This window comes from Pseudomonadota bacterium (assembly GCA_018823135.1).
In the GTDB taxonomy this organism is placed as follows: Bacteria; Desulfobacterota; Desulfobulbia; order Desulfobulbales; family CALZHT01; genus JAHJJF01.
The window spans coordinates 25,343-45,977 of the sequence record JAHJJF010000034.1; the positions used below are offsets into that span (position 1 = coordinate 25,343).

The window sequence follows — 20,635 nt, forward strand, 5'->3', positions numbered from 1 at the left end:
TATTTTCTTTATGCCGATCCGGGTGAAACCGGATCGGCATTTCTATTGGCATTTGCCATCATCAACAATTCCTGTAAAGGTGTTGTTTTTTGTAGAAGAATTTTTAGCAGAAGTGTAGCGTGATCTCTCAAAGGGGTCCGTTCGACGCGGTACGGGTATATGCGCTTACCGAAGAGTTGTTCCGGTAAGGATCAAGATGTGACAATAATCTCCGGGTAATTCAATTGGACTTGGATAACATCATTTTCATAATCTATTTAATTTCCAAGGTTTCGCTGGTTGTGGCCGCAGTGATTTTTCTTATTAGCGGAATCGATGATATTATCTTTGATTTCTATTTTTTCATCTGGCAGGCCTACCGCAAGCTCTTTGTGTATAAAAGGCACAAACGCCTGGAAGAAAATGATCTTTTGCAAAAAGAAGAGCAGTATATTGCCATGTTTGTCCCTGCCTGGCGAGAAGAAGCAGTAATAGGCAAGATGCTGCTCAACACGGTTGGGTCCATTGACTACAAAAAATACCATATTTTTGTCGGCACCTACCCGAATGATGACGGAACCAGGCTTGAGGTTGAAAAGGTGCGTCAGGTTTATGGAAATATAACACGAGTTGTTTGCCCTGAAGATGGACCGACGAATAAGGCTGACAACCTGAACTGGATCTATCAGGGCTTGATTGCCTTTGAAAAGGAAAACAAGCTTCGCTTTAATATCATGGTCATGCATGACAGCGAGGACATTATTCATCCCCTGTCCCTGAAACTCTATAATTATCTGATGCCACGATTTTCCATGGTGCAGGTCCCCGTATATCCTCTCCCATGTCCGGTCACTGATTTAACCTGCGGTATTTACATTGATGAATTCTCTGAAAATCACAGCAAGGATCTTCTGGTTCGCGAACGCTTTGACGGCTGCATCCCGGCAGCGGGAGTTGGCTGTGCATTCTCAAGGGAGGCCCTTGAAGCTAAGGCCGAGATGAACAATAATCTCTTGTTCAACACCGATTCCCTTACCGAGGATTATGAGTTCGGCATGGGGCTGCGGGATGTTCCCGGAAAGAAAATTTTTGTAAAACAACCCATCTTCCGGGTTGTTACCGGCGCTGACGGCAAATCGAAAAAAAAGGAAGAAATTATAGCCACAAGAGAATTTTTTCCAAGCCGCTTTTGGGCGGCAGTCTCGCAGCGAAGCCGCTGGACACTGGGGATTGCCATTCAAGGTTGGCAATCTCTTGGCTGGAGGGGAAGTGTATCGACTAAGTTCGTACTGTACAAGGACAGAAAGGTTCTGGTAACGAGCTTGATTAATCTCCTTGGCTATGTAGCCTTCTTTTATTTTATCGCGGAACTCATATTGAAAAAAAGGATGGGCTATTCCATCCTGCCGCCGTTGGTCAGAGGCGATTCCTGGATTGTATATGTCATAATTATCGATACGTTTATAATGCTGCAGCGTCTTGGCAGCAGGTTTTATTTCGTCACCAGGATTTTCGGCCTGGCGCACGGGTTCATGTCTATTCCAAGAGTATTCTGGGCAAATATTCTGAATTTTTTCGCCACCTATCTGGCAATCTATCAATTTATTAGATCCTTATTTACCAAAGAAACCATTGCCTGGTCAAAAACCTCCCACGAGTATCCAACCGACGAGCAACTCACACATTATCGCCGGAAGCTGGGAGATCTGCTTCTGGAGAGACGTTTTGTTTCGGTGGAACAGCTCAACCAGGGACTTGCCATCCAAAAGGAGACGGGTAAACCTCTTGGAGAAATTCTTGTAGAGATGGGACACCTGGAGGAAGAAGACCTCATGTATTCTCTCGGGAAACAATACAATGCACCAAGTGAAGTTTTAAATCCCCATGAAACGGAACTTTCCCTCCTCCAGAGTGTAAGAAAAGACATTTGTGAAGAGTTTCAATGCTATCCGGTCAGGCGCGAAGCGGAGATTCTTGTCATGGCTACCTGCGATATCAGTTTATATAATGATCCGGTAAAGCTGAAACAAGCCTTGAGCGACGAACCGTCTATTGCCATGATTTTGAGTTGCAAGCCGGATATTGATTTTGCTATCCAGCGCGGATACGGGCGTTTAGCCTCCGGTGAACCCACAGCAAAGAATACTTTGGGCAGCAGGCTGATTGAGGAAGGCATGATAACCCCCGAACAGCTTGAGACAGCAATCAGGCGTCAGAAACGGACCAACGAAAGACTCGGGGCGGTTTTAATTGATATAAAAGCCATAAATGCTGAAGACCTGGATAATGCGTTAAGTCGAAATCCTCATCCGTAAAGGCCATGAAAAATAACTCTGTTAATAAACTTGCAGTATGTTTCCTGGTTCTGGGCGCGCTCCATTTGTACGGAGGGTCCGGTTCCATTGAACAAAACATGTCTTCAGGGGAAGGCGCCCTGGCGGTTCTTGGCCTGGATATTCCCCTTGCTCGTGCCGCAGCTGAGAAGAAAGGGGATATTTACGACATCATACCAGAAAGAATCGAGCTTCCGGCGCCCCAGGACCTGCGCAATTGGTTTGCAGATCAGAAGGCCTATGTGAAAACCTATCGCTACTTCGACCGCGGCTACAGGAATATCCAATCCGGGAAATTTCAGGCTGCGGCAGAGGATTTTATCACTATACTTTCCAAGGATCCTGGAAACCGTCTTGCGCCGCTTTATCTTGCGGAAATTGAAATAAAGTTGGGTAATATCGAACGCGCCATCTCGATTCTCGAGAAATACCTTGTTCAATATGGCGATAGTGGTGAAGTTCGGATGCAGTTGGCTTTTATCTATCTTGATCAGGAAGAGATTGACAAGGCACTGACTTCTTTTGAAAAAGCAGCTGAGCACCTTAATCCAGACACCCGGGAATATTTAACCGCACAGGCAAATCTTGCTGAAATATATTTGAAAAAAGAGCAGTTTCAAGAGGCTCTGGTGCCCCTGGAATATCTGCAGAAAAGATATCCGGATAATGGATTGCTCTTATACAAGATCGGTTTTTGTCTCAAATCACTTCTCCGGAAGGAGGAATCAAAGGATTTTTTTCAACGTGCCCTGAAAAGCCAGAATCTTAAAGGTGAAGCAATAAATAATTGCCGATTGGAACTCGCTTATATTGCATACAGTCAGAGATCCATGAGAGAGGCAAAGGAACTCCTGGAACAAATAATTGAGTCTTCCGAACCGGACAGCTTGGCGCAGCTCACAGCCCGGTCTCAGCTTATGGATGTATTCCTGGAAAGTGGGAATGATGCGGCGGTTATAACACAGTATAATGCAATTGCCCCTGCTGACAGGTCCCCACAGATCAAGATAAAAGCGGCCTATGCTGAAAAGAATCTGGGAAATAATAAACAGGCCGTGTTTCTTTTTGAAGAGGTACTCTCTTCAGGGGGACTTGATAAACAAGAAATAATGGTCCGCCTTGACCTTGCCCGGCTCTTTGTAATGCAAGAGGAATGGGTCCGTGCTGAGAATCAGCTCAAGATTATTCTTGAAGATCAGGAAGTAGAAAGTCAAACAATTGAAAACGCACAGGTTCTCATTGCTGAGATAATGATTGGCCAGGGGAGGTTGGATGAGGCAGTAAAGATCATTAATAAGCTGCAAAAGACAACGGCCGGAATCTATGCGGCCTTCAGGATTGCAGAACTCTATAATGCAAAGGGTGAATTTGCCCAAGCTGAAGGGATTCTTCGAAAACTTGCCGAAAGTGACGCTTTTAAGGCGCCGGACAGAGCCCGGGCAACAATGGAACTGGCTTTTTTGCTGAGCGGTCATGGCCGGACGCAGGAAGCGGCAACCCTTCTTGAGAAAGTATTGCAGAGTAAGGAGCTAGCCTCCGAAAATAGAACTCTTGCTGAAAGAAATCTTGCGCAATTGCAATACAGACTCGGCAATTATCCGGAAGCTCTTGCCCTGGCAACATCTTCTTATAGGCAATCATCAGACCCGTCTCTTCTGTTTCTGCTCGCCTCAACGCACGCCGCTCTTTATAAGGACAAAAATATCGCTCTACCGAAAACCCGGGAATCAACGGCTCATTATCAAAGTGCAGCTGGCTTTTTTCAGAAGATAATAGATGACCCGACTGTTGATATTGCAATGCGCGATAAGGCGCTCAATCATCTTGCTTTTCTCCATCTCGAAGGCGGTCGCGCTGATTTGGCCAAAGATTTATTCAGCTCAATTTTGTCCAAGGGCCCGGATAATTTATTGGTCATTGAAACGTTAATGGAACTGGCAAAGCAGGAAAGGAATGCTGAAGAATATCAGTCTTATTTGCAGAGGTATGAGTCCCTGGTAAACACCAGTGAATTACAAGTCCAAACAGCTGAAACCCTGATGGAATTGGGTTATTATCAAGAGGCTCTGAAGCGATACGAAAAGCTGTTACTGAATGAAAAACGATTAGCTGTAAAGGCTGATATCTATCGGAACATGGGCTTTCTTGGTTTGAAAATTGATAATACCAGCCTGGCAATAGACTCTTTTCAGAAGTACCTGCAGATAACTCCGCAGCATGACTTGGAAGTTATTGCGCAGCTCGCAGAAATCTATATTAATTCTGAAAATTGTGCCGCTGCAATCCCCTTGCTTGAAGACTTGATCAAACAGCGACAAGGATTCAAGGGGTATCTCCAACTTGCACGATGCAACAATGAAATCGGCAATAATCAAGAGGCTGTTCTTTGGTACGGGAAAATCCTTGAGTTGAGCTATAGGCCTGACATTGTTCTTGAGACTGCCCAAGTCCATGCGCAACTAGGTAATATTAATCAGGCGATACTCTATCTTGATTCGCTGACCAATTTGACTAGTCTCGATAATATGCAACGGTTAAAAACACATCTTTTACTTTCTAAATATCATGGAAGTCTGGGAAATAGAGAACTCCAGAGAGAATTTGCCGGCAAATCTCTTCTGGCCGCTCCTGAAAACGCAGATATTGCAGACCTGTTTTATGCTTCGGTAATAAGTGGGATTCAGAGCCCGGCTCGCGAACAATATGTGAAAAAGGTGCAGGCGGATCCGGATCCCCGTTCCCGGGCTGCAAGATTGTATGAGATGGCTGAACTTTATGAGATCGGCGGAGATGCTGATCAGGCCCTGGAAACCATAATTCAGGCCGTGAACGCCGAACCCCTTGCTCTTTATATATTTAAACGAGGAGAGCTCCTGTACAACAAAGGGGATTTTGAAAAAGCGCTGGCAGATTTTCAAGCGACCTGGGAGCATGAGCCGCGCTCCGCGCTGTATCTTTCCTTTATTTATGCCCACCAGAAAAAACCCGGCCTGGCGATTGATTACCTTGAACAGTCCATTGACATGCATAAAGAGATGGATACTGAACTCAAGGCAAGGATGTTTGAGCAGCTGGTCTTTCTTTATTTTGATGAGGGGCAGGTTGAGAAATCCCTTGCTGTTGCTGATAAGGCGCTGCTTTTATGGCAAGGTGATAATCCGGAAATTATCATGGCCAAGGGCCAATCACTGATCCGGCTGAATCGACCGGAAGAAGCCATGGTTCTAGGCCGTGCCGGGCTTGAAAAAGCCGCAACCGGGGAAGAAACGGCAAAGTGGCAGAAAATAATGGGCGATGCCGCCCGGGCAATGAATGATTTGGAAGCATCGAATAATTTTTATCAGGAGTACCTCATTGATTTTAAAGATGACGCGGATGTGAATTATTTAATCGCAAGCAACCTGTTCAAGATGGGTAACTATGAAGAAAGCCGGAAATATATTGAAAAAGCAATAGCACTCGACCCCGGGAATCTGACATACCTGCCCGACTATAGTTTCGTACTGATCAAGCTGAACGACATCGAAACTGCGCAAAAAGTCCTGGATCGTTATCTGGCTCATTATCCGCAAGGCCTTGTTGTGTTGGAAGATGCCGCTTTTTTGAATATGAGAGAATGTAATAATCAAAAAGCCGCCAACCAGTTCAAACAGGCAATGGACATAAGGCAGCTCCGTCTTGCCACAGCAGACATTGCGCCGGAAGAATTGAACGTCCAGAGGGCATATATTTACGGGTTGAAAGAAACCGTTTTGAGCCTTGAAAAAGAATTTTCTTTTTCGGCGTATTTGAATAGGCTTGATCTTGCAGGCAGCGGGACCACCCTTTATCGTGGCACCATAGCCTCACAGCTGGGCTTTGAGTTTGGCTGGCGGCCCGAAACCATAGGGATGCGTGACCAGCGAATATTTGAGTTTACCGGCCGGTTGCTTGGTAGTTTTGAAGGTCGGTCATGGACTTATGATGAGAAAAGCACGCAACTGGCAGTGGGTGCCAGATATAAACCCTTTAAACCCGTTAATTTTTTTGCTTCCTTTGAACGGTTGATTAAACTGGGTTCCAACAGTGAAGATAACTGGCTGCTCCGTGGCCTGCTCTCTGAAAGCTGGGGGCGCAACCCGCAGTTCGGTCCACAGTCCTGGCATTCCGGATCTGTATATTTTGACGTAGCCGGATTTCTTGAAAACAGCAACTCCGGCACCCAACGGATTGCGGTGTATAGTGAATTCAAAGACGGGATCCTTTTTCGCCTCAATGAAAACTGGGGCATGGTTCCTCATTTGATCATCGACATGCATTGGGACGATACCCAGGATGCCCTGGGTACCTACCTGGAGGGAGGGCTTGGGGTTGAGCTTCTTGGCTGGCATCACGAAACGAGATATAAGGCCCATGACTGGCGCACCTCTGTTTTTCTTCAATATAAGTGGGGGACCTTCGATGATCTTCCGGTTGGAGAAGAGGGCAAGGGTTATCATGGCCCAGTATTAGGAATCAGTGTTACACATTGAGACGTAACGCATGATGCAAGGTATTAAACGTAATTCCTTTCTGTTTCTCCTTGGTTTGATCCTGGCGCATTCCATTTTTGGGAGTATTTCTTCCGGGATGGAAGTATCCGTTCGTGGACAACAAAATCCTGCCCCCGGAATCTTTATCCAGCCCAATAATCAGATGGCTGCCTGGCCTGAGAAACAATGGCAGCTTGAGTTCCAACGCATGCAGGACCTTGGCTTCAAGGTGTTAATTGTGCAATGGTGCCGCGATAAAGATATTTTCTATTACCCCTTGCCGCCGGATTCAGATGACAATCGTCCCGGACAGGTCGCCATCCCTCACAGGAATATGCTCGGCACGATTAAACGTTTTGCCGAGCAGTTCGGCATGGAGTTCTATCTTGGGCTCTATCATGAAGCGTCTTTCTGGGAGCAAATCAAACAAAAACCGGAACTCCTTGAAGGCTATCTGCTCAGCTTGGGAGAGCGAAATTTTGAGGTGGCTAAGGCATTGTTGCCACTGGTGAAGGATTCTCCAGGTTTTAAAGGTTTTTACATTCCTCAGGAGGTCGATGATCTCACCTGGATGGATAAAGATAAGGCCCGACGTTTGAGCTTGTTCCTTTCCCGTTTGACCGAGCGGTTGAAAAGATTGCAACCTGATGCGGATGTTTTAATCAGTACTTTTTTCCGGGGCCGCTCTTCTCCGGGATCTTTTGCCGAAATGTGGCAGATGATTTTATCCCGGACCAGGATAGATGTACTTCTTGTTCAGGATGGAGTGGGAAGTGGAGAGGTGTCACTGCATTTTCTTGAGCGATACCTGGTGGAGTTGCGGAAACGATTACCAGAAGGGAAAAACCGGTTATGGGGTGTGGTAGAGGCCTTTGATGTGATCACCGATGAAAAGCAGGAGTTTGTTGCCGGCAGCGCCCCTATGGCAAGAGTCCAGCAACAAATGTCCACAGCAGATCCCTTAGTGGACAAACTTGTCTTCTTTTCTCTTAAGTACTTTATCCCTTCCGCAGAGGTTCCCGGTTCCAGGGAATTATCCACTGATTATTTGAAACGGAGAGAAGTCCGTTAAGGTCGGCTGGCTTTGTTTCTCAGAAATTCCAGGCAGCCGTCAACAATCAGTTTTGCCGCCCTGCCATCTCCGAACACCTTACTCGGTACTGCCATTTTGTTGTATCGTTCCTGGTTTTTCAGGATATCAAGGGCCTCATTGATAATTGTTTGGGCGTCCGTGCCGACCAGTTTGGCAACCCCGCTTTCCACCGCTTCGGGTCTTTCCGTAACATCCCGCATGATTAATGTTGGTTTGCCGAGAACAGTTGCCTCCTCCTGGATGCCGCCAGAATCGGTGAGCACTAAGTAGGCATTTTTTAAAAGAGCGACAAAGGAGAGGTAATCCAAGGGTGAAACCAGAAGGATATTGTCCAGGTCACCGATTAATTCGTGCACCGGTTTCCATACATTGGGATTCAGATGCACAGGGTAGACAAGGCAGGCGTCAGGTATCTCTCTGGCGATTTCCCGCAGGGCTTTGCAGATGTTTGAAAAACCGTGCCCAAAGCTTTCGCGGCGGTGACCTGTGACCAGGATGAGACGTCTGTTGTCAACTGTTTTCAGGATTTTTGCAACCTCGTGTGAAGCTTTGTATCGACCCTTGTCAATGCCATCTGAAATGATCTGCAGGCTGTCAACAACCGTGTTTCCGGTGATTACAATTTGATTTTCCGGGACATTTTCCTTGCGGAGATCGTTGTAGGCTTTTGTTGCCGGGGCAAAATGCAGATCCGCCAGAGGGGTGACGAGCTGCCGGTTGATTTCTTCAGGAAACGGCAGGAATTTATCGTGGGTCCGGAGGCCTGCCTCGACATGACCTACAGGGATTTTCAGATAAAAAGCGGCAAGGGCCCCCATGCATGCAGAGGTGGTGTCGCCCTGGACAAGAACCATGTCCGGCTTGAGTTGTTCGAGAGCTGGGGCAAGTGCACGTATCAGGCGGCCGGTCAGGTCCGGCAAGGTCTGGCTTTCCTGCATCACATCAAGATCCATGTCCAGGCTGATACCCAGAGAGTTGACGATCTGGGCCTGCATGTCTCGCTGCTGGCCGGTGGCAAGGGTGAGGCCGACACAATTTTCCCTGGCCTGCAATTCTTTGATGACCGGAAAGAGTTTGATAACTTCGGGCCTGGTTCCAAAGATGGTCACTATTCTGGTTTGTTGAGTCATAAGATGAAGGCAGAATGGGAATCGAAGAGATTAAAAAAATAAATCGGTTAAAAAACTAGTCGAGATAAAGATATTTTTTGTTAATATATTGATGGTCTTGTAACGGGCACATGTGTTTATCCGCGGTTGTTTTGTTGGCCGACACTGAAGCGGATTTCGTTTCTAACCTGCTGAAATAATTAGGTGATAATTCAAGTTTAGACTTTTTACGAAGCCATCAATATATTGATACTTTATCTATTCATAATCAGCAAACTTTAAAAATGAAAAAGTGTATCCTCTTTCTCTGCACCGGGAATTCCTGCCGTAGTCAGATGGCTGAAGGCTGGGCCAGACATCTGCACGGCGGAAGTTTTGATATTTATTCCGCAGGGATTCAAAAACATGGAATGAATCCTTTAGCCGTCCGAGTGATGGCCGAGGCAGGCGTGGATATCTCAGAACAACAATCCAAGCTGATCGACGAGTTGCCTGTTAAGGATTTTGATCTGGTGATCACGGTTTGCGCCAATGCCCATGAAAGCTGCCCGGTCTTTTCCGGAAAGGCAAAAATTGTGCATCATGGTTTTGACGACCCGCCGAAACTTGCCCAGACTGCTCAATCCGAAGATGAAGCGATAACTCACTACCGCCGCGTCCGTAACGAGATAAGGGATTACATAAAAGACCTGCACGAGCTTATATAGTATTGGTGGAGAACATGTGAAAAAAGGCGCCGGCAGAAGAATCCGTCAGCGCCCTTGCTTTCCAGCAGCGGAAAGCTGTCATTTTTGTCGGTCTCGTATTTATGCTCCGTGAGTAAAAAGCGCGCGGAGAAGGTTTCTCCCGCTTTCAACTTGCTGGAACCAGAAGAAGCGACAGTTTGGCTTTGCATTAGTAATGAACGGTTATTTTTCAGTTATTTCATAATTGCCTTGCGCATCAATCTGCACGACCGCATTTAGCACCTTGTTTTCATAGCCGTTTTTTCTCAGCGCTTCAGCTGCCATTCCGGCCATGATCCCGGTATTGCAATGGATAATGATTTCCTCGTCTTTGGGGATTTCACCAAGCCGTGATTCCAATTCGGCAAGCGGGATATTCGTCGCACCGGCGAGCTTTCCCTGTTTCGCTGTGGCGCGATCGCGGACATCGAGAATGAACTTGTCCGCAGGCATGCTTTTGGCAATGGCCTTAAAATCCCAGATACTGATTTCTCCTTTTGGGGTCTTTTTAATATAGGTTATGGCCGTGGGCATATTGCCGGGAATGATTTTCCCTTGTGATGCTGCCCAGCCTGCCACTCCATTATTCAGCGTGGAGGTGTTTTTGTACCCCCAGCCGCGGACAAGATTAAACGCTTCAAGATCATTTGCTTCTGCAGAGTAAAGGATGATAGGTGCCGTTTTATCTGATGGGAACTTGTCCTTGGCGGTTGCAAGTTCACCTGCAGGTATTGAAACGGCATCAGGGATATGGCCTTGTAGCGCCACAGCCGGAGCCCTTATGTCAACCAGGACGAATGAAGCATCATTTTTCATCATGCGCTTGATGAATTCCGGTTCGGAAACTAAAATGCCGCCGGCTTTTTTCCATTCAGGCATTCCGGCATGGAAAACACGGATGCTGGTATAACCGAGCTTTTCCGCAAGACTTGCGGAAGAAGGACTCAAAGCTCAGGTAAAGCCCCCGCAGTAAAAAATGATTTGCATGTCCTTTTTCGGCGGGAGAACCTCTGCCCCAAGTTCTTTGAGTTTGGGGAATGGAATTGACACGGCTCCGGGGATATGGCCGGAAGCAAAAGCATCAGGAGGGCGGGAGTCAATAATGATAATATTTCCACCGGCTTTTTCTGGAGCGGTGATTTCCAGCATCTCGTCGACGGAAACAATTTGTTCTTCTGGAAGTTTGAAAGGTTGTTTGGCGGAGATCTTTGCTGCGATAGGTTCTTTTTCAGTGCCTTGAAAAGTAACGGCGATTTCCGTGTCTTTAGTGAGGGCATCAAGAGAGTCGGCACCGATAATTTCGGTGTTTTTGTCATATTTTACTATCCAGACGAGGGGGCCGACGTCGACCTGAACGGTCTGGAATTTTTCAGAATGCGAGACTTTTTTGCCGCGTATGACGTTTTGCTCGGCAATGTGGCACGTTTTGCAGCCCGGCATAATGTTGGGTTTTGAAGCAAAGGCGTGGGTTGTGTTCAACAGAAACCCGAGGGTGATGCCCATGACTATGATGACATGGACTGATTTTTTTGAAAACATGAGCCTAACCTCCTGGCAATTTTGTTAGTGCCGTTGATTGTGTAACAGCTGAATAAATATACGTTATTTCTGCTTGATTCCTCCTTTTGGTTAACGGTGTAAACCGTAATGATAAAAAAATTATTGACGATACGTTTCCCGCATGGACTCCATGGCGGTCCGCAATGTCTCAATGGCTGATATTACTCCGGCGCGCTGGCTCGGATCAATCTTGTTTAGCAGCTTGAAGTGAATCTCAAAGATGAACTCGTCAATTTCCAGCATTTTTTTAAGGCCCGTGGCGGTCAAGCTGATAAGTTTTACCCGGGCGTCATTGGGGTCGGCTGCACGGGCGACGAGTACTTTATTCACAAGGCCGTCAATGATAACCGTGGCCCGGCTTTTAGCAACTTCGAGGCGGTTGGCTATTTCGATACAGGTAAGGTATTTCCGGTCCTCAAAAAGGAGAATGGTTTTAAGTTCTGAAACCAGCAGATCAAATGAATGGGCCTGATAAAAAATTCTCTCCTTGCAGCAGTCATGCATTTCCGCAAGGAGTTCTTGGAGTTTGTTGGTCTGGTAACCGGTCAGACGAAGATCCTGATCTTGTTTATCGTTCATAGTGGTAACTATTGTAATGGGTGTTTGAGGCTGCTGTCAAGATTCAAATTGGGTCTTGTCTTTTGTTGAAATGAGTGAGAATGAAGTATGGATGATTGACCTTGGCATATTCTTCGAGACCCGGAGTTGAAGGGTCTTCAACCGAGAGGGCCTGATGTGGAAGTTTCAAGAAATGCATACGGATTTTCATCGCAGTGATGCGTTTACTTGCTTTATTACCAGAAGCAATTATTATTGTTTTTGTGGGCGGTCTTAGTCAAGAGTATGCGCCTTAAGACCTGCAATAAACTTCTCAAATTTTTTACACACTATCCTTACGAGTCGAACCAATAAACCATGCCTGATAATTATGATACTCCTCCTAAGGCTGTGGTGCTTTTAAGCGGCGGACTAGACTCAACCACCGTCCTTGCCATTGCCGACTCCCTTGGCTATTGTTGTTATTGCTTAAGTTTTTCCTATGGGCAGCGCCAGGCTGTTGAGCTTGAGCGAGCCAGGGAGGTTGCACATACTTATCGCTGCAAAAAACACTTAATCCTGCAACTTGATCTTGATAAGATCGGCGGCTCGGCCCTCACAGGTGATATCGAGGTCCCCAAGGGAAGGGCAACCGAAGAAATGCAAAAGGCAATTCCGGTGACGTATGTGCCGGGGAGAAATATAATATTTCTTTCGCATGCCGTCGCCTGGGCAGAGGTGGTGGGCGCTAACCATATATTTATAGGCGTAAATGTACAGGACTACAGCGGCTATCCTGACTGCCGGCCTGAATTTCTTGATGCCTTCACCGCCATGGTCAATCTCGGCACCCGGGCTGGAACCGAAAAGGGGCAACCTTTTACTGTCCACGCACCGCTGATGAAGCTGACCAAAAAGGAAATTATTCTTAAAGGGATTTCATTGGGGGTTGATTATTTTAAGACCCATAGCTGTTATGATCCGGACAAGTCCGGTTTGGCTTGCGGGGCATGTGACGCCTGCCTGCTGCGCCTGAAAGGATTTGAACAGGCAGGGCTCAGAGATCCATTAGAATATTCGGGCCAAGACTGCGGACCTGAGGGAACTACAGAATAATGATTGAAAAACGCGTTAGTGTTTCTCCTCTCGGCCAGATATTCATGGCCGGTTTGCCGGGAAAGGACCTGGACCCTTCAACGCTGCGGCTGATTTGTGAAAAAGGGATAAATAATTTTATAATCTTTAAAAGGAATGTTCAAACCCCGGCGCAGTTAACAGGCCTTTGCAGAGATATTGTCTGGGCCTGCAGGGAAAATGATCTGCAGTCGCCTATTATTTCAATTGATCAGGAGGGCGGATCTGTTGCCAGATTGCCTCCTCCTTTTTCTCAGTTTGCCGGTGCACGAAAACTGTCTGAGTCTCACAACCCCGAAAATGCAGTATCGGATTACGCCCGGATTTGCGCGCAGGAACTCAAAAATGTCGGTATTACCATGAACCTGGCGCCGGTACTTGATGTGTGTCCCAAAGACCGGGGTTTTTTTATGGAAGACCGGGTGTACGGCAGCACATATCAAGAAGTTGTGGAGCTGGGATGTTCGGTAATCCGGGTAATGCAGGAACAAGGGATTGCTGCCTGCGGCAAACATTTCCCCGGGCTTGGGAGAGCGGTGCTTGATCCCCACGAACGATTGCCTGTGGTGGAATCATCATTGGAGATCCTCGAAAAAGAGGATTTTATTCCTTTTGTCGAGGCTGTTTCTGCAGGGGTTGCAGCGATCATGACCTCTCATACGATTTATACCGGTTTGGATCACCAATATCCGGCAACAATGTCAGAAAAGATTTTAACCGGGCTTCTCAGGAATACAATGAAGTTTGACGGGGTCATCATCACCGATGACCTTGAAATGGGTGCGATTGAAACCAACGGTTTGGTCAGTGATGCCAGTGTCAAGGCGTTTAAGGCCGGCGCAGATCTTCTGCTGATCTGCCATGATCATAATAAGGTTGAGCGGGCCTATGATGCAATGCATGCAAAAATTTCTAAAGGGGAGATTACTGATGCAAGGCTTCAGGCATCGCTCAAGAGAATTCAAGGCCTCAGTGACAGGTTTGCGAAAGATTGCGCAACTTAGTGAAAATACGAGATAAAAACAATATTTTCATTGATGGGTCGTTAAAAAATAATAAGTTGCATAATGAAAAAGGAGTTGTATATTACTCGATTTTTTATGGTAACCTGAAGGTACAGACGCAGCTCTTTAATTTTATAGAATGCGTAACAGCTTCGAATTCATCCGGTTATTGCCTTGTAATATATGCCTTTACTGGATGGACATGGCGTGACAACTACTTGTAAGGATTTTATCAGTTTTCAATTATTAGCATAAATTTTTTGGGAAAGTTTTTTACTCAGGCCCTTGAAACAGGATTTTTTACTAAATTCCCAGCGCTTCAGAGCCCGGGGTTGCTTATCTGGGTGTTGAAGCATTTTTCAGGGCGCCGAATTCATATTAAGGAGGAAATCAATGGAAGTTCAGGTTGAAGCTCGGAATTTGGAAATACGAAAATCGTGGCAGGAAAAAATCGAAGACGAGAAAGAGAGATTGAATCGGCATCATCCCGGATTGGTTCACAACCTACGTATTACCATTGAGGAAACAACCCATCACAAGACCGGCGGTTTCGAGCTGCGAATTGTTGCTTCAGTCCCCAGTGATACCGTTGTCGTGAAACGAAAAGGGGAGGCGGTTCGACCACTTCTGGTTGAAGCCTTTGATACATTGGGTCTGCAGTTGAAGGAATTTCAAAGAAAACGGCGGCAGACAAGCAAGGCTCCGGAGGTTGGACGTTCATTGAGTGGTGAAGGGGTAATCAAGAGTCTTTTTGCCTATGAAGCCTATGGATTTATCGCTACCCCGGAAGGGCAGGAAGTCTATTTTCATGAAAATTCTTTGAAGGATTCGGCCATGGATCAATTGTCGGTGGGCGATGTCGTGAAATTCGGTGAAGGCGAGGGTGATAAAGGCCCATGCGCTGCCTGGGTGAAAGCAGTAAAATAACACATTACAATATTCGACGGCGATAAAGGGAGCAGTCATTTCGGTGGCTGTTCCCAAGTTTTTTTGGGGTTAAAGAATGGAGTTGCTTGAGCAGGTTGACATAGGACCGGAATTCCTGGAAGGGCAGGAAGAGGCAATCCTTGAGAGGATAAGGGCCAGAAAAAAGGAGTTCGGTAGCACGCTTCTAATATTGGGGCACCATTATCAGCAGGAAGCGGTTTTTCAATTTGCCGATAAAACCGGTGACTCGCTCAAACTTGCCAAGTTCGCTGCACAAGCTGAAGACAGTCGCTTTATCGTTTTTTGCGGGGTGCATTTTATGGCGGAATCAGCGGATATTCTTACGTCCGTTGAGCAAAAGGTCATACTGCCCGACCTTCGTGCCGGCTGCCCCATGGCCGACATGGCATCAATCGATGAGGTGGAATGGGCCTGGCAGGAACTTGAAGATGTTGTTGGTGGAGCAAGGATAATTCCTGTTACTTATGTTAATTCCTCAGCAAGGATCAAGGCCTTTGTCGGTGAGCGACAGGGGTCGGTCTGTACTTCTTCGAATGCTGAGCGGGTTTTGACCTGGGCGCTGTCAAAGGGAGACAAGGTTTTTTTCTTTCCGGACGAGCATCTTGGGCGGAACTCGGCATATGCGCTGGGTATTCCTGAAAATGAGGTGGTTCTGTGGAAACGGGGCAAGCGATTGGGGGGCTATACCCCGGCGCAGCTGCAAAAGGCCAGGGTCATTCTCTGGGACGGGTATTGCACGGTCCATATGCAGTTTCATGCCGCACAGGTTGAAATGTGGCGCAAAAAAGAGCCTGATATCCGGATCATTGTTCATCCTGAATGCCGCAATGAAGTGGTGAGTCGCGCCGACCATTATGGATCAACAGAATCAATCATTAATACGATAAGGGAATCACCCGCAGGATCAAAATGGGCGGTTGGTACGGAGGTCAATCTTGTTAACCGGCTGAGTAAGCAATTTCCGGATAAGGAGATACACTCGTTGTCGCCGTTTCAATGTCTGTGTTCGACAATGTATCGGATAAAACCGGGGTATCTGCTCTGGGTGCTTGACAATCTCGCGTGTGGTTCTGTGGTGAATCAAATCACTGTTGAAGAAGAAATTGCCGAACGTGCCCGGCTGTCGCTGGATAGAATGCTTGAAATATGACAAATTCCTCAAAATTTCTCTAACCACCGAGGGGATTCTGCTCAATAACCCCTTGGAGGCGGCAGGGGTTTTTCGGTTAAAAGAAAGCGCTTTTTTCTGTGAACGCGGAGATCTCAGTGTTTAAAATCCCGCCTTTGCCCTTGGTAAAAAAAATGAAAATCTATTTAGACAATAACGCAACAACGCCGGTGGATTCCCAGGTCATTGAGGCAATGCTGCCGTATTTCGATGTGCGGTTCGGCAATCCATCAAGCGGGCATCGGTTTGGTGAGACTGCAAGACTTGGAGTTGAAAGGGCACGGGGCCAGATCGGCGCTTTGATGAACTGTCATCCCGATAGATTGATTTTTACAAGCGGCGGCTCGGAAGCAAATAATCTGGCTATTTTCAGTGCGGTTCATGCCGCTCCTGGAAAAAAACATATCATTGCCTCGGCAGTTGAACATGCATCGGTTCTGGAACCCCTGCGCTATCTGGAAAAACAACATGGCTATACGGTAGAGTTGCTGCCGGTTGATGAAAAGGGCGGACTCAGCCTTGAAAATCTGGCCCTTGCAATAAAAAGCGACACGGTCCTTGTATCCCTGATGGCAGCCAACAATGAAACCGGAGTGATCTGGCCGCTGGAGAAAATCAGTGCCATCTGCATGGAGAAAAACGTTTATTATCACTGTGATGCGGTTCAATTGATCGGTAAGGCGGCGCTGGATCTAACAGCTCTGCCCATTGATTATCTGGCCGTTTCCGGACATAAACTGCATGGACCCAAAGGTGTCGGGGTGCTGTATGCGAAAAGAACCGCGCCGCTTTCACCAATAATCCATGGAGCCGGGCAGGAGAAGGGCAACCGGGCTGGCACGGAAAATGTCCCGGGCATTGTCGGCCTTGGCATGGCATGTGAGCTTGCAGGAGAGCACCTGGGTATCTTTGAAAAAGAGGTTTCCGTGCTTCGGGACCTGCTCGAAAATGAAATCAAAACAAGAATTGAAGATGTGATGATTAATGGCGCGGGTATGCCGCGTCTTATAAATACCAGCAATATCAGCTTTCAATATTGTTCTTCTGCGGCCCTGATCCAGGAGCTCGACGAAAAAGGTATCGCGGTTTCGGCGCATTCTGCCTGCCAGAGCGGCGACCTTGATCCTTCCCATGTGTTGGCTGCCATGGAGATCCCGGAAACTTATCTGCACGGAACGCTCAGGATAAGTTTGAGCAGAATGAATAGCCGGGCAGACGTTGATGCCCTGCTGGAAATCCTTCCGGCCATTGTTGCAAAGCTCCGAAAAGGGTTTGCTCTCTAAATCAGCAGTTCAGAAAGGCCCTGACGCGTGGCACTCTCCGTCAACCGAGACAAACTCAAGATCAGGCAGGATAAGACAGGTGAGCCTGCCGCCGTAGACCGAACCGGTATCAATGCCGATTTTGTTTTGTTGGATGAATGGCTCCTTGAATGGTGTATGTCCGAAAATCACTTTTTTCCCGAAATCGTAATCAGACTGAATAAACGAACTTCTTGACCAGAGCATCCAGTCGGATGATTGCTGGGTGAGGTGGACGCCAGGCTTGAGGCCTGCATGGACATATATATAGGAGTCATCCTCCCAGTAAAAGTGTAGTTCTTTCAGAAACGAAAGGTGTTCGGGGGGGATGTGTTGCTGTGGTGCTTTGTACGGGGGGGCCGCCCCATAACTTTGTAATGTCGGGACTCCGCCGAATTCAAGGAAAAAACTCTTTTTTTCACCATCTAGAAATTTAAGAAAGGAAAGCTCGTGGTTGCCCATAAGGGTCACGACATTGTCATGCCGGGCCTGAAGCAAGAGGATTTCATTGATTACTTCTTTTGAGTCTGGTCCTCTGTCAATATAGTCGCCAAGGAAGATGATGGTGTCGTTGTGGATGTCCGGTTTGATATTATCAAGGAGCTGTAGCAGGGATCTGTGGCAGCCGTGTATGTCACCGATTACATATGTTCGATTCATAAGACTGAGTTGCGTCGTCCGGAAAGTAAAGGCCAAAAAACAGGATTCTCTAAAATATTTTTATAGATCATTTTACTTATAAAAACAATAAGGTATAATGATTATCATTTCGTAGGTGGATGTTTCGGTAACATGGAGCCAATTGTTTCATTTTTTGTTGTTCTAAGATTTCCTTGAGCGTATACTGCTTCCTTTGTGAAGTGTAACTGCAAATCAATTTTTTAATAAAGCGGAAGGTTACTGTGATTTCAAGCAAAAGGGTAAGAAAGACGATTCTATTGATCAGTATTTGCTGCTTTTGCGGCCTTTTATGTGCTGAATTTTTGGCCGCCGAAGAAGCCCCTGCGAAGATTGAACCTTCTCAGTCGGCAGTGAAAATTTCGGACAAGAGCAGTTATATCATTGGGCTTGCAGACCGTCTGGAGGTTCAGGTATGGAAGGAAGAATCTCTTTCCCGGATGGTTACTGTGAGGATCGACGGCAGGATTTCATTGCCGCTGGTCGGAGATGTCGATGCTGCCGGTCGGTCTCTTGAAGGATTGACCGAGGTTTTGAAGGAGAAGTTGTCCAAGGTTGTATCTGAGCCGGCAGTTACGGTGATCCTCATAGAAAGTAGAGGTCAGCGATACTACGTGGTCGGCAAAATCAACCAGCCTGGTGAGTTCACAATCGATTTTCCTTTAACTATCCTGCAGGCCATCGCCCGAAGCGGCGGATTTCTTGAATGGGCCGAAAGGGATGATGTGGTTGTGGTGCGAAGGGAAAACGGCAAGGAAACGTTTCTGAGGTTTGATTATGATGCTTTTATCAAAGGAAAAAATCCCGGCCAGAATATTTTGATTAAACCCGGAGATACGATTTTAGTGCCTTGATCGAAGGGCGCTTACATGTTGTCAGTGTAATGAGAAATTCTGTTGATACTTTTAATCCGACGGCTCCCGATAATAATTCTGGTAATTGAAACGATTCTGTTGTTGCCATGCATGGCCAATAGCCGAGAGATAACTCTGGGCGGCAGTGTTTCGGTGAGACAGGATTACGATTCCAACTATTTCCGGACCAAAGAAGATCCTGAATCAGTCTGGACAACGGTTTTATCGCCGGGGGTGGATATTTCTGTTGTCGGTATAAAGGACAGCTATATTCTTCATTATACGCCTGAGTATTCCATAAACCAGCGAACCGACGAATACGAGATTGATCACCGCCTTTTGTTTACTGCCCAGAGGCAATTTACGTCAGGATTGTCCGGTTCAGTCAACGAGACGTTTACCCGTTCGAATCAGCTTGATAATGAGAGTGCCGCCCTGCTATCCGACAGAAGGGGGCGTAGTCGATTCTGGATAAATTCTGCTGATGTTTCCGCTAATTACAGTTATGGAAATGGAAGTTTTCTGGGTTTGGGGTATGCAAACCAGATTTTTGACGAAGAAGAAGAGGATGATAATGATTACGAGAAGCATACCCCATCGGCTAGCATAAGACAGCAATTGACTCGCAACTGGGGGGCCAGGCTGGGTTATTCATTTATCCGGGGTGATTTTGAACAATCAGTTGACCTGTCATCCCATCAATCCAATGTGACGGTTGATTATCGCACCTCTGACACCGCCCTCTATTATATGCAATACAGTTATGCGAAAGCCGACTATGAAGAGGAGCTTGACGATTATTCGACCCAGAATATTACGGTTGGATTGGAATATGAACTCGGCAAGGGCACAAACGTCAATGTTTCAGGTGGCAGATATTTTCTTACGAAAGATTTAACCTCTGACGCACAAGGTTACAGTTATGCGCTTGATTGTGCGAAAACATTTCCAAACGGGTCGCTTTCACTCCGGGGTCGAGGCGGCATGGATGAGCTGCAATTTAATGGAGAAGCGGACGGCCTTTCAAAATTTTGGGAAATGAATCTTGCGTTTACCTATTCATTAATTCGGAACCTGTCCGTTGGCATGAATAGTTTTTTTAGAAATGATAGATTATTAGATCAGGATTCGGATCGAAATGAAGACAGTTTCGGGGCCGGATTATCATTTAATTATTCCTTTCAGAAATGGTATTCTGTTCGGCTCGGCTATAATTACCGGCAACTTGACGCAGAAGTTGTTGACGACAGTTATGAGGATCATGCTGTTGTTTTGGGAATTACCGGCAAATACGATATCTGGCATTGGTAATGAGCCGGAATATCTAACGCATGGAATGATTTGTTAGCGGTTTTTTTGTTACGCCGCAAAGAAAAAAGAAGACAAGAGGCTGGAAAAGCTCCCCATGGAAAAAGAACAGCGCCAATTACTTAAGAAATACACGGATATCGTCCTTCGCAGGAAAAAAACAATTGTTTTCTTCCTGCTGGCCGGGATAGTTGTCGGTCTGGGCATATATCTGAAAACCCCGAAAGTCTATCAGTCGACTTCTCTGATCATGTATCAGCAGCAGCAGATAAATCCATCAAAATTCTCTCCTGATCTGAAAAAAAGAACGGAAGAAATGGTCCATAACGTGAGTCTTCAGGTTACCAGCAGGACAAGTCTCGAGGAAGTGGTAAAACGCTATGATCTCTACCC

17 protein-coding genes are annotated in these 20,635 nt (G+C 46.6%); 12 read left to right on the forward strand and 5 right to left on the reverse strand.

Features of this window, described 5'->3' with window-relative positions:
• Positions 1–230 precede the first annotated feature (230 nt).
• Genes KKE17_03015 through KKE17_03025 form a run of 3 tightly spaced genes read left to right on the forward strand, consistent with a single transcriptional unit; the run spans position 231 to position 7,895 of the window.
• Positions 231–2,294, forward strand: coding sequence for a glycosyl transferase family protein (locus tag KKE17_03015; GenBank protein MBU1708953.1), 2,064 nt, complete (start codon positions 231–233; stop codon positions 2,292–2,294).
• Between the two features lie 5 nt (positions 2,295–2,299).
• Positions 2,300–6,823 carry a tetratricopeptide repeat protein gene (locus tag KKE17_03020; GenBank protein MBU1708954.1) on the forward strand — a complete coding sequence of 1,508 codons (4,524 nt, stop codon included), beginning with the start codon at positions 2,300–2,302 and terminating at the stop codon, positions 6,821–6,823.
• 10 nt (positions 6,824–6,833) lie between these two features.
• Entirely contained in the window at positions 6,834–7,895 is a 1,062-nt protein-coding gene (locus KKE17_03025; GenBank protein ID MBU1708955.1) for a DUF4434 domain-containing protein, read from the forward strand.
• Here the strand turns inward: KKE17_03025 and wecB are convergent.
• Positions 7,892–9,046, reverse strand: a complete 1,155-nt coding sequence (gene wecB, locus KKE17_03030; protein ID MBU1708956.1) for a UDP-N-acetylglucosamine 2-epimerase (non-hydrolyzing) — start codon at positions 9,044–9,046, stop codon at positions 7,892–7,894. The two genes, KKE17_03025 and wecB, sit on opposite strands and share 4 nt — an antisense overlap.
• Positions 9,047–9,309: 263 nt before the next feature.
• Between wecB and KKE17_03035 the strand changes: the two genes are divergently transcribed.
• Positions 9,310–9,732, forward strand: coding sequence for an arsenate reductase ArsC (locus KKE17_03035; GenBank protein MBU1708957.1), 423 nt, complete (start codon positions 9,310–9,312; stop codon positions 9,730–9,732).
• Between the two features lie 201 nt (positions 9,733–9,933).
• Here the strand turns inward: KKE17_03035 and KKE17_03040 are convergent, their stop codons facing one another.
• The 3 genes from KKE17_03040 to KKE17_03050 all read right to left on the reverse strand — a co-directional run bounded on the left by KKE17_03040 (position 9,934) and on the right by KKE17_03050 (position 11,889).
• The gene (locus KKE17_03040; protein MBU1708958.1) at positions 9,934–10,698 is read right to left on the reverse strand and encodes a hypothetical protein; all 765 of its coding nucleotides are present in this window, start codon (positions 10,696–10,698) and stop codon (positions 9,934–9,936) included.
• A gap of 3 nt (positions 10,699–10,701) precedes the next feature.
• Positions 10,702–11,289, reverse strand: coding sequence for a hypothetical protein (locus tag KKE17_03045; protein MBU1708959.1), 588 nt, complete (start codon positions 11,287–11,289; stop codon positions 10,702–10,704).
• 120 nt (positions 11,290–11,409) lie between these two features.
• On the reverse strand, positions 11,410–11,889 hold the full coding sequence (locus KKE17_03050) for a MarR family winged helix-turn-helix transcriptional regulator (protein ID MBU1708960.1): 480 nt from the start codon (positions 11,887–11,889) through the stop codon (positions 11,410–11,412).
• Positions 11,890–12,225: 336 nt separating this feature from the next.
• Here KKE17_03050 and queC point away from each other — a divergent pair, with 336 nt between their 5' ends.
• The 5 genes from queC to KKE17_03075 all read left to right on the forward strand — a co-directional run bounded on the left by queC (position 12,226) and on the right by KKE17_03075 (position 17,384).
• Positions 12,226–12,963 (forward strand): 7-cyano-7-deazaguanine synthase QueC, encoded by a 738-nt coding sequence (queC, locus tag KKE17_03055; protein ID MBU1708961.1) that lies wholly within the window; start codon positions 12,226–12,228, stop codon positions 12,961–12,963.
• A 44-nt stretch (positions 12,964–13,007) separates the two neighbouring features.
• Positions 13,008–13,985 carry a beta-N-acetylhexosaminidase gene (nagZ, locus tag KKE17_03060; protein MBU1708962.1) on the forward strand — a complete coding sequence of 326 codons (978 nt, stop codon included), beginning with the start codon at positions 13,008–13,010 and terminating at the stop codon, positions 13,983–13,985.
• Between the two features lie 393 nt (positions 13,986–14,378).
• Positions 14,379–14,912 carry a cold shock domain-containing protein gene (locus tag KKE17_03065; GenBank protein MBU1708963.1) on the forward strand — a complete coding sequence of 178 codons (534 nt, stop codon included), beginning with the start codon at positions 14,379–14,381 and terminating at the stop codon, positions 14,910–14,912.
• Between the two features lie 76 nt (positions 14,913–14,988).
• Entirely contained in the window at positions 14,989–16,083 is a 1,095-nt protein-coding gene (gene nadA, locus KKE17_03070) for a quinolinate synthase NadA (GenBank protein MBU1708964.1), read from the forward strand.
• 152 nt (positions 16,084–16,235) lie between these two features.
• Complete coding sequence (locus KKE17_03075) at positions 16,236–17,384, forward strand: aminotransferase class V-fold PLP-dependent enzyme (GenBank protein MBU1708965.1); 1,149 nt, start codon at positions 16,236–16,238, stop codon at positions 17,382–17,384.
• Positions 17,385–17,393: 9 nt separating this feature from the next.
• On the opposite strand, the gene KKE17_03080 is transcribed toward KKE17_03075, so the two are convergent.
• The gene (locus tag KKE17_03080; protein MBU1708966.1) at positions 17,394–18,062 is read right to left on the reverse strand and encodes a serine/threonine protein phosphatase; all 669 of its coding nucleotides are present in this window, start codon (positions 18,060–18,062) and stop codon (positions 17,394–17,396) included.
• A gap of 242 nt (positions 18,063–18,304) precedes the next feature.
• Between KKE17_03080 and KKE17_03085 the strand changes: the two genes are divergently transcribed.
• The 3 genes from KKE17_03085 to KKE17_03095 form a co-directional block, all read left to right on the forward strand.
• Positions 18,305–18,934, forward strand: a complete 630-nt coding sequence (locus tag KKE17_03085; GenBank protein MBU1708967.1) for a polysaccharide export protein — start codon at positions 18,305–18,307, stop codon at positions 18,932–18,934.
• Between the two features lie 42 nt (positions 18,935–18,976).
• Complete coding sequence (locus tag KKE17_03090; GenBank protein MBU1708968.1) at positions 18,977–20,245, forward strand: outer membrane beta-barrel protein; 1,269 nt, start codon at positions 18,977–18,979, stop codon at positions 20,243–20,245.
• A gap of 94 nt (positions 20,246–20,339) precedes the next feature.
• On the forward strand, positions 20,340–20,635 hold a 296-nt coding region (locus KKE17_03095; protein MBU1708969.1), incomplete at its 3' end, for a hypothetical protein.

Coding starts and splice junctions, on each gene's coding strand:
- KKE17_03020 (MBU1708954.1), top strand. CDS start 2,300: ATGAAAAATAACTCTGTTAATAAACTTGCAGTATGTTTCCTGGTTCTG.
- KKE17_03025 (MBU1708955.1), top strand. CDS start 6,834: ATGATGCAAGGTATTAAACGTAATTCCTTTCTGTTTCTCCTTGGTTTG.
- wecB (MBU1708956.1), bottom strand. CDS start 9,046: ATGACTCAACAAACCAGAATAGTGACCATCTTTGGAACCAGGCCCGAA.
- KKE17_03035 (MBU1708957.1), top strand. CDS start 9,310: ATGAAAAAGTGTATCCTCTTTCTCTGCACCGGGAATTCCTGCCGTAGT.
- KKE17_03045 (MBU1708959.1), bottom strand. CDS start 11,289: ATGTTTTCAAAAAAATCAGTCCATGTCATCATAGTCATGGGCATCACC.
- KKE17_03050 (MBU1708960.1), bottom strand. CDS start 11,889: ATGAACGATAAACAAGATCAGGATCTTCGTCTGACCGGTTACCAGACC.
- queC (MBU1708961.1), top strand. CDS start 12,226: ATGCCTGATAATTATGATACTCCTCCTAAGGCTGTGGTGCTTTTAAGC.
- nagZ (MBU1708962.1), top strand. CDS start 13,008: ATGGCCGGTTTGCCGGGAAAGGACCTGGACCCTTCAACGCTGCGGCTG.
- KKE17_03065 (MBU1708963.1), top strand. CDS start 14,379: ATGGAAGTTCAGGTTGAAGCTCGGAATTTGGAAATACGAAAATCGTGG.
- nadA (MBU1708964.1), top strand. CDS start 14,989: ATGGAGTTGCTTGAGCAGGTTGACATAGGACCGGAATTCCTGGAAGGG.
- KKE17_03075 (MBU1708965.1), top strand. CDS start 16,236: ATGAAAATCTATTTAGACAATAACGCAACAACGCCGGTGGATTCCCAG.
- KKE17_03080 (MBU1708966.1), bottom strand. CDS start 18,062: ATGAATCGAACATATGTAATCGGTGACATACACGGCTGCCACAGATCC.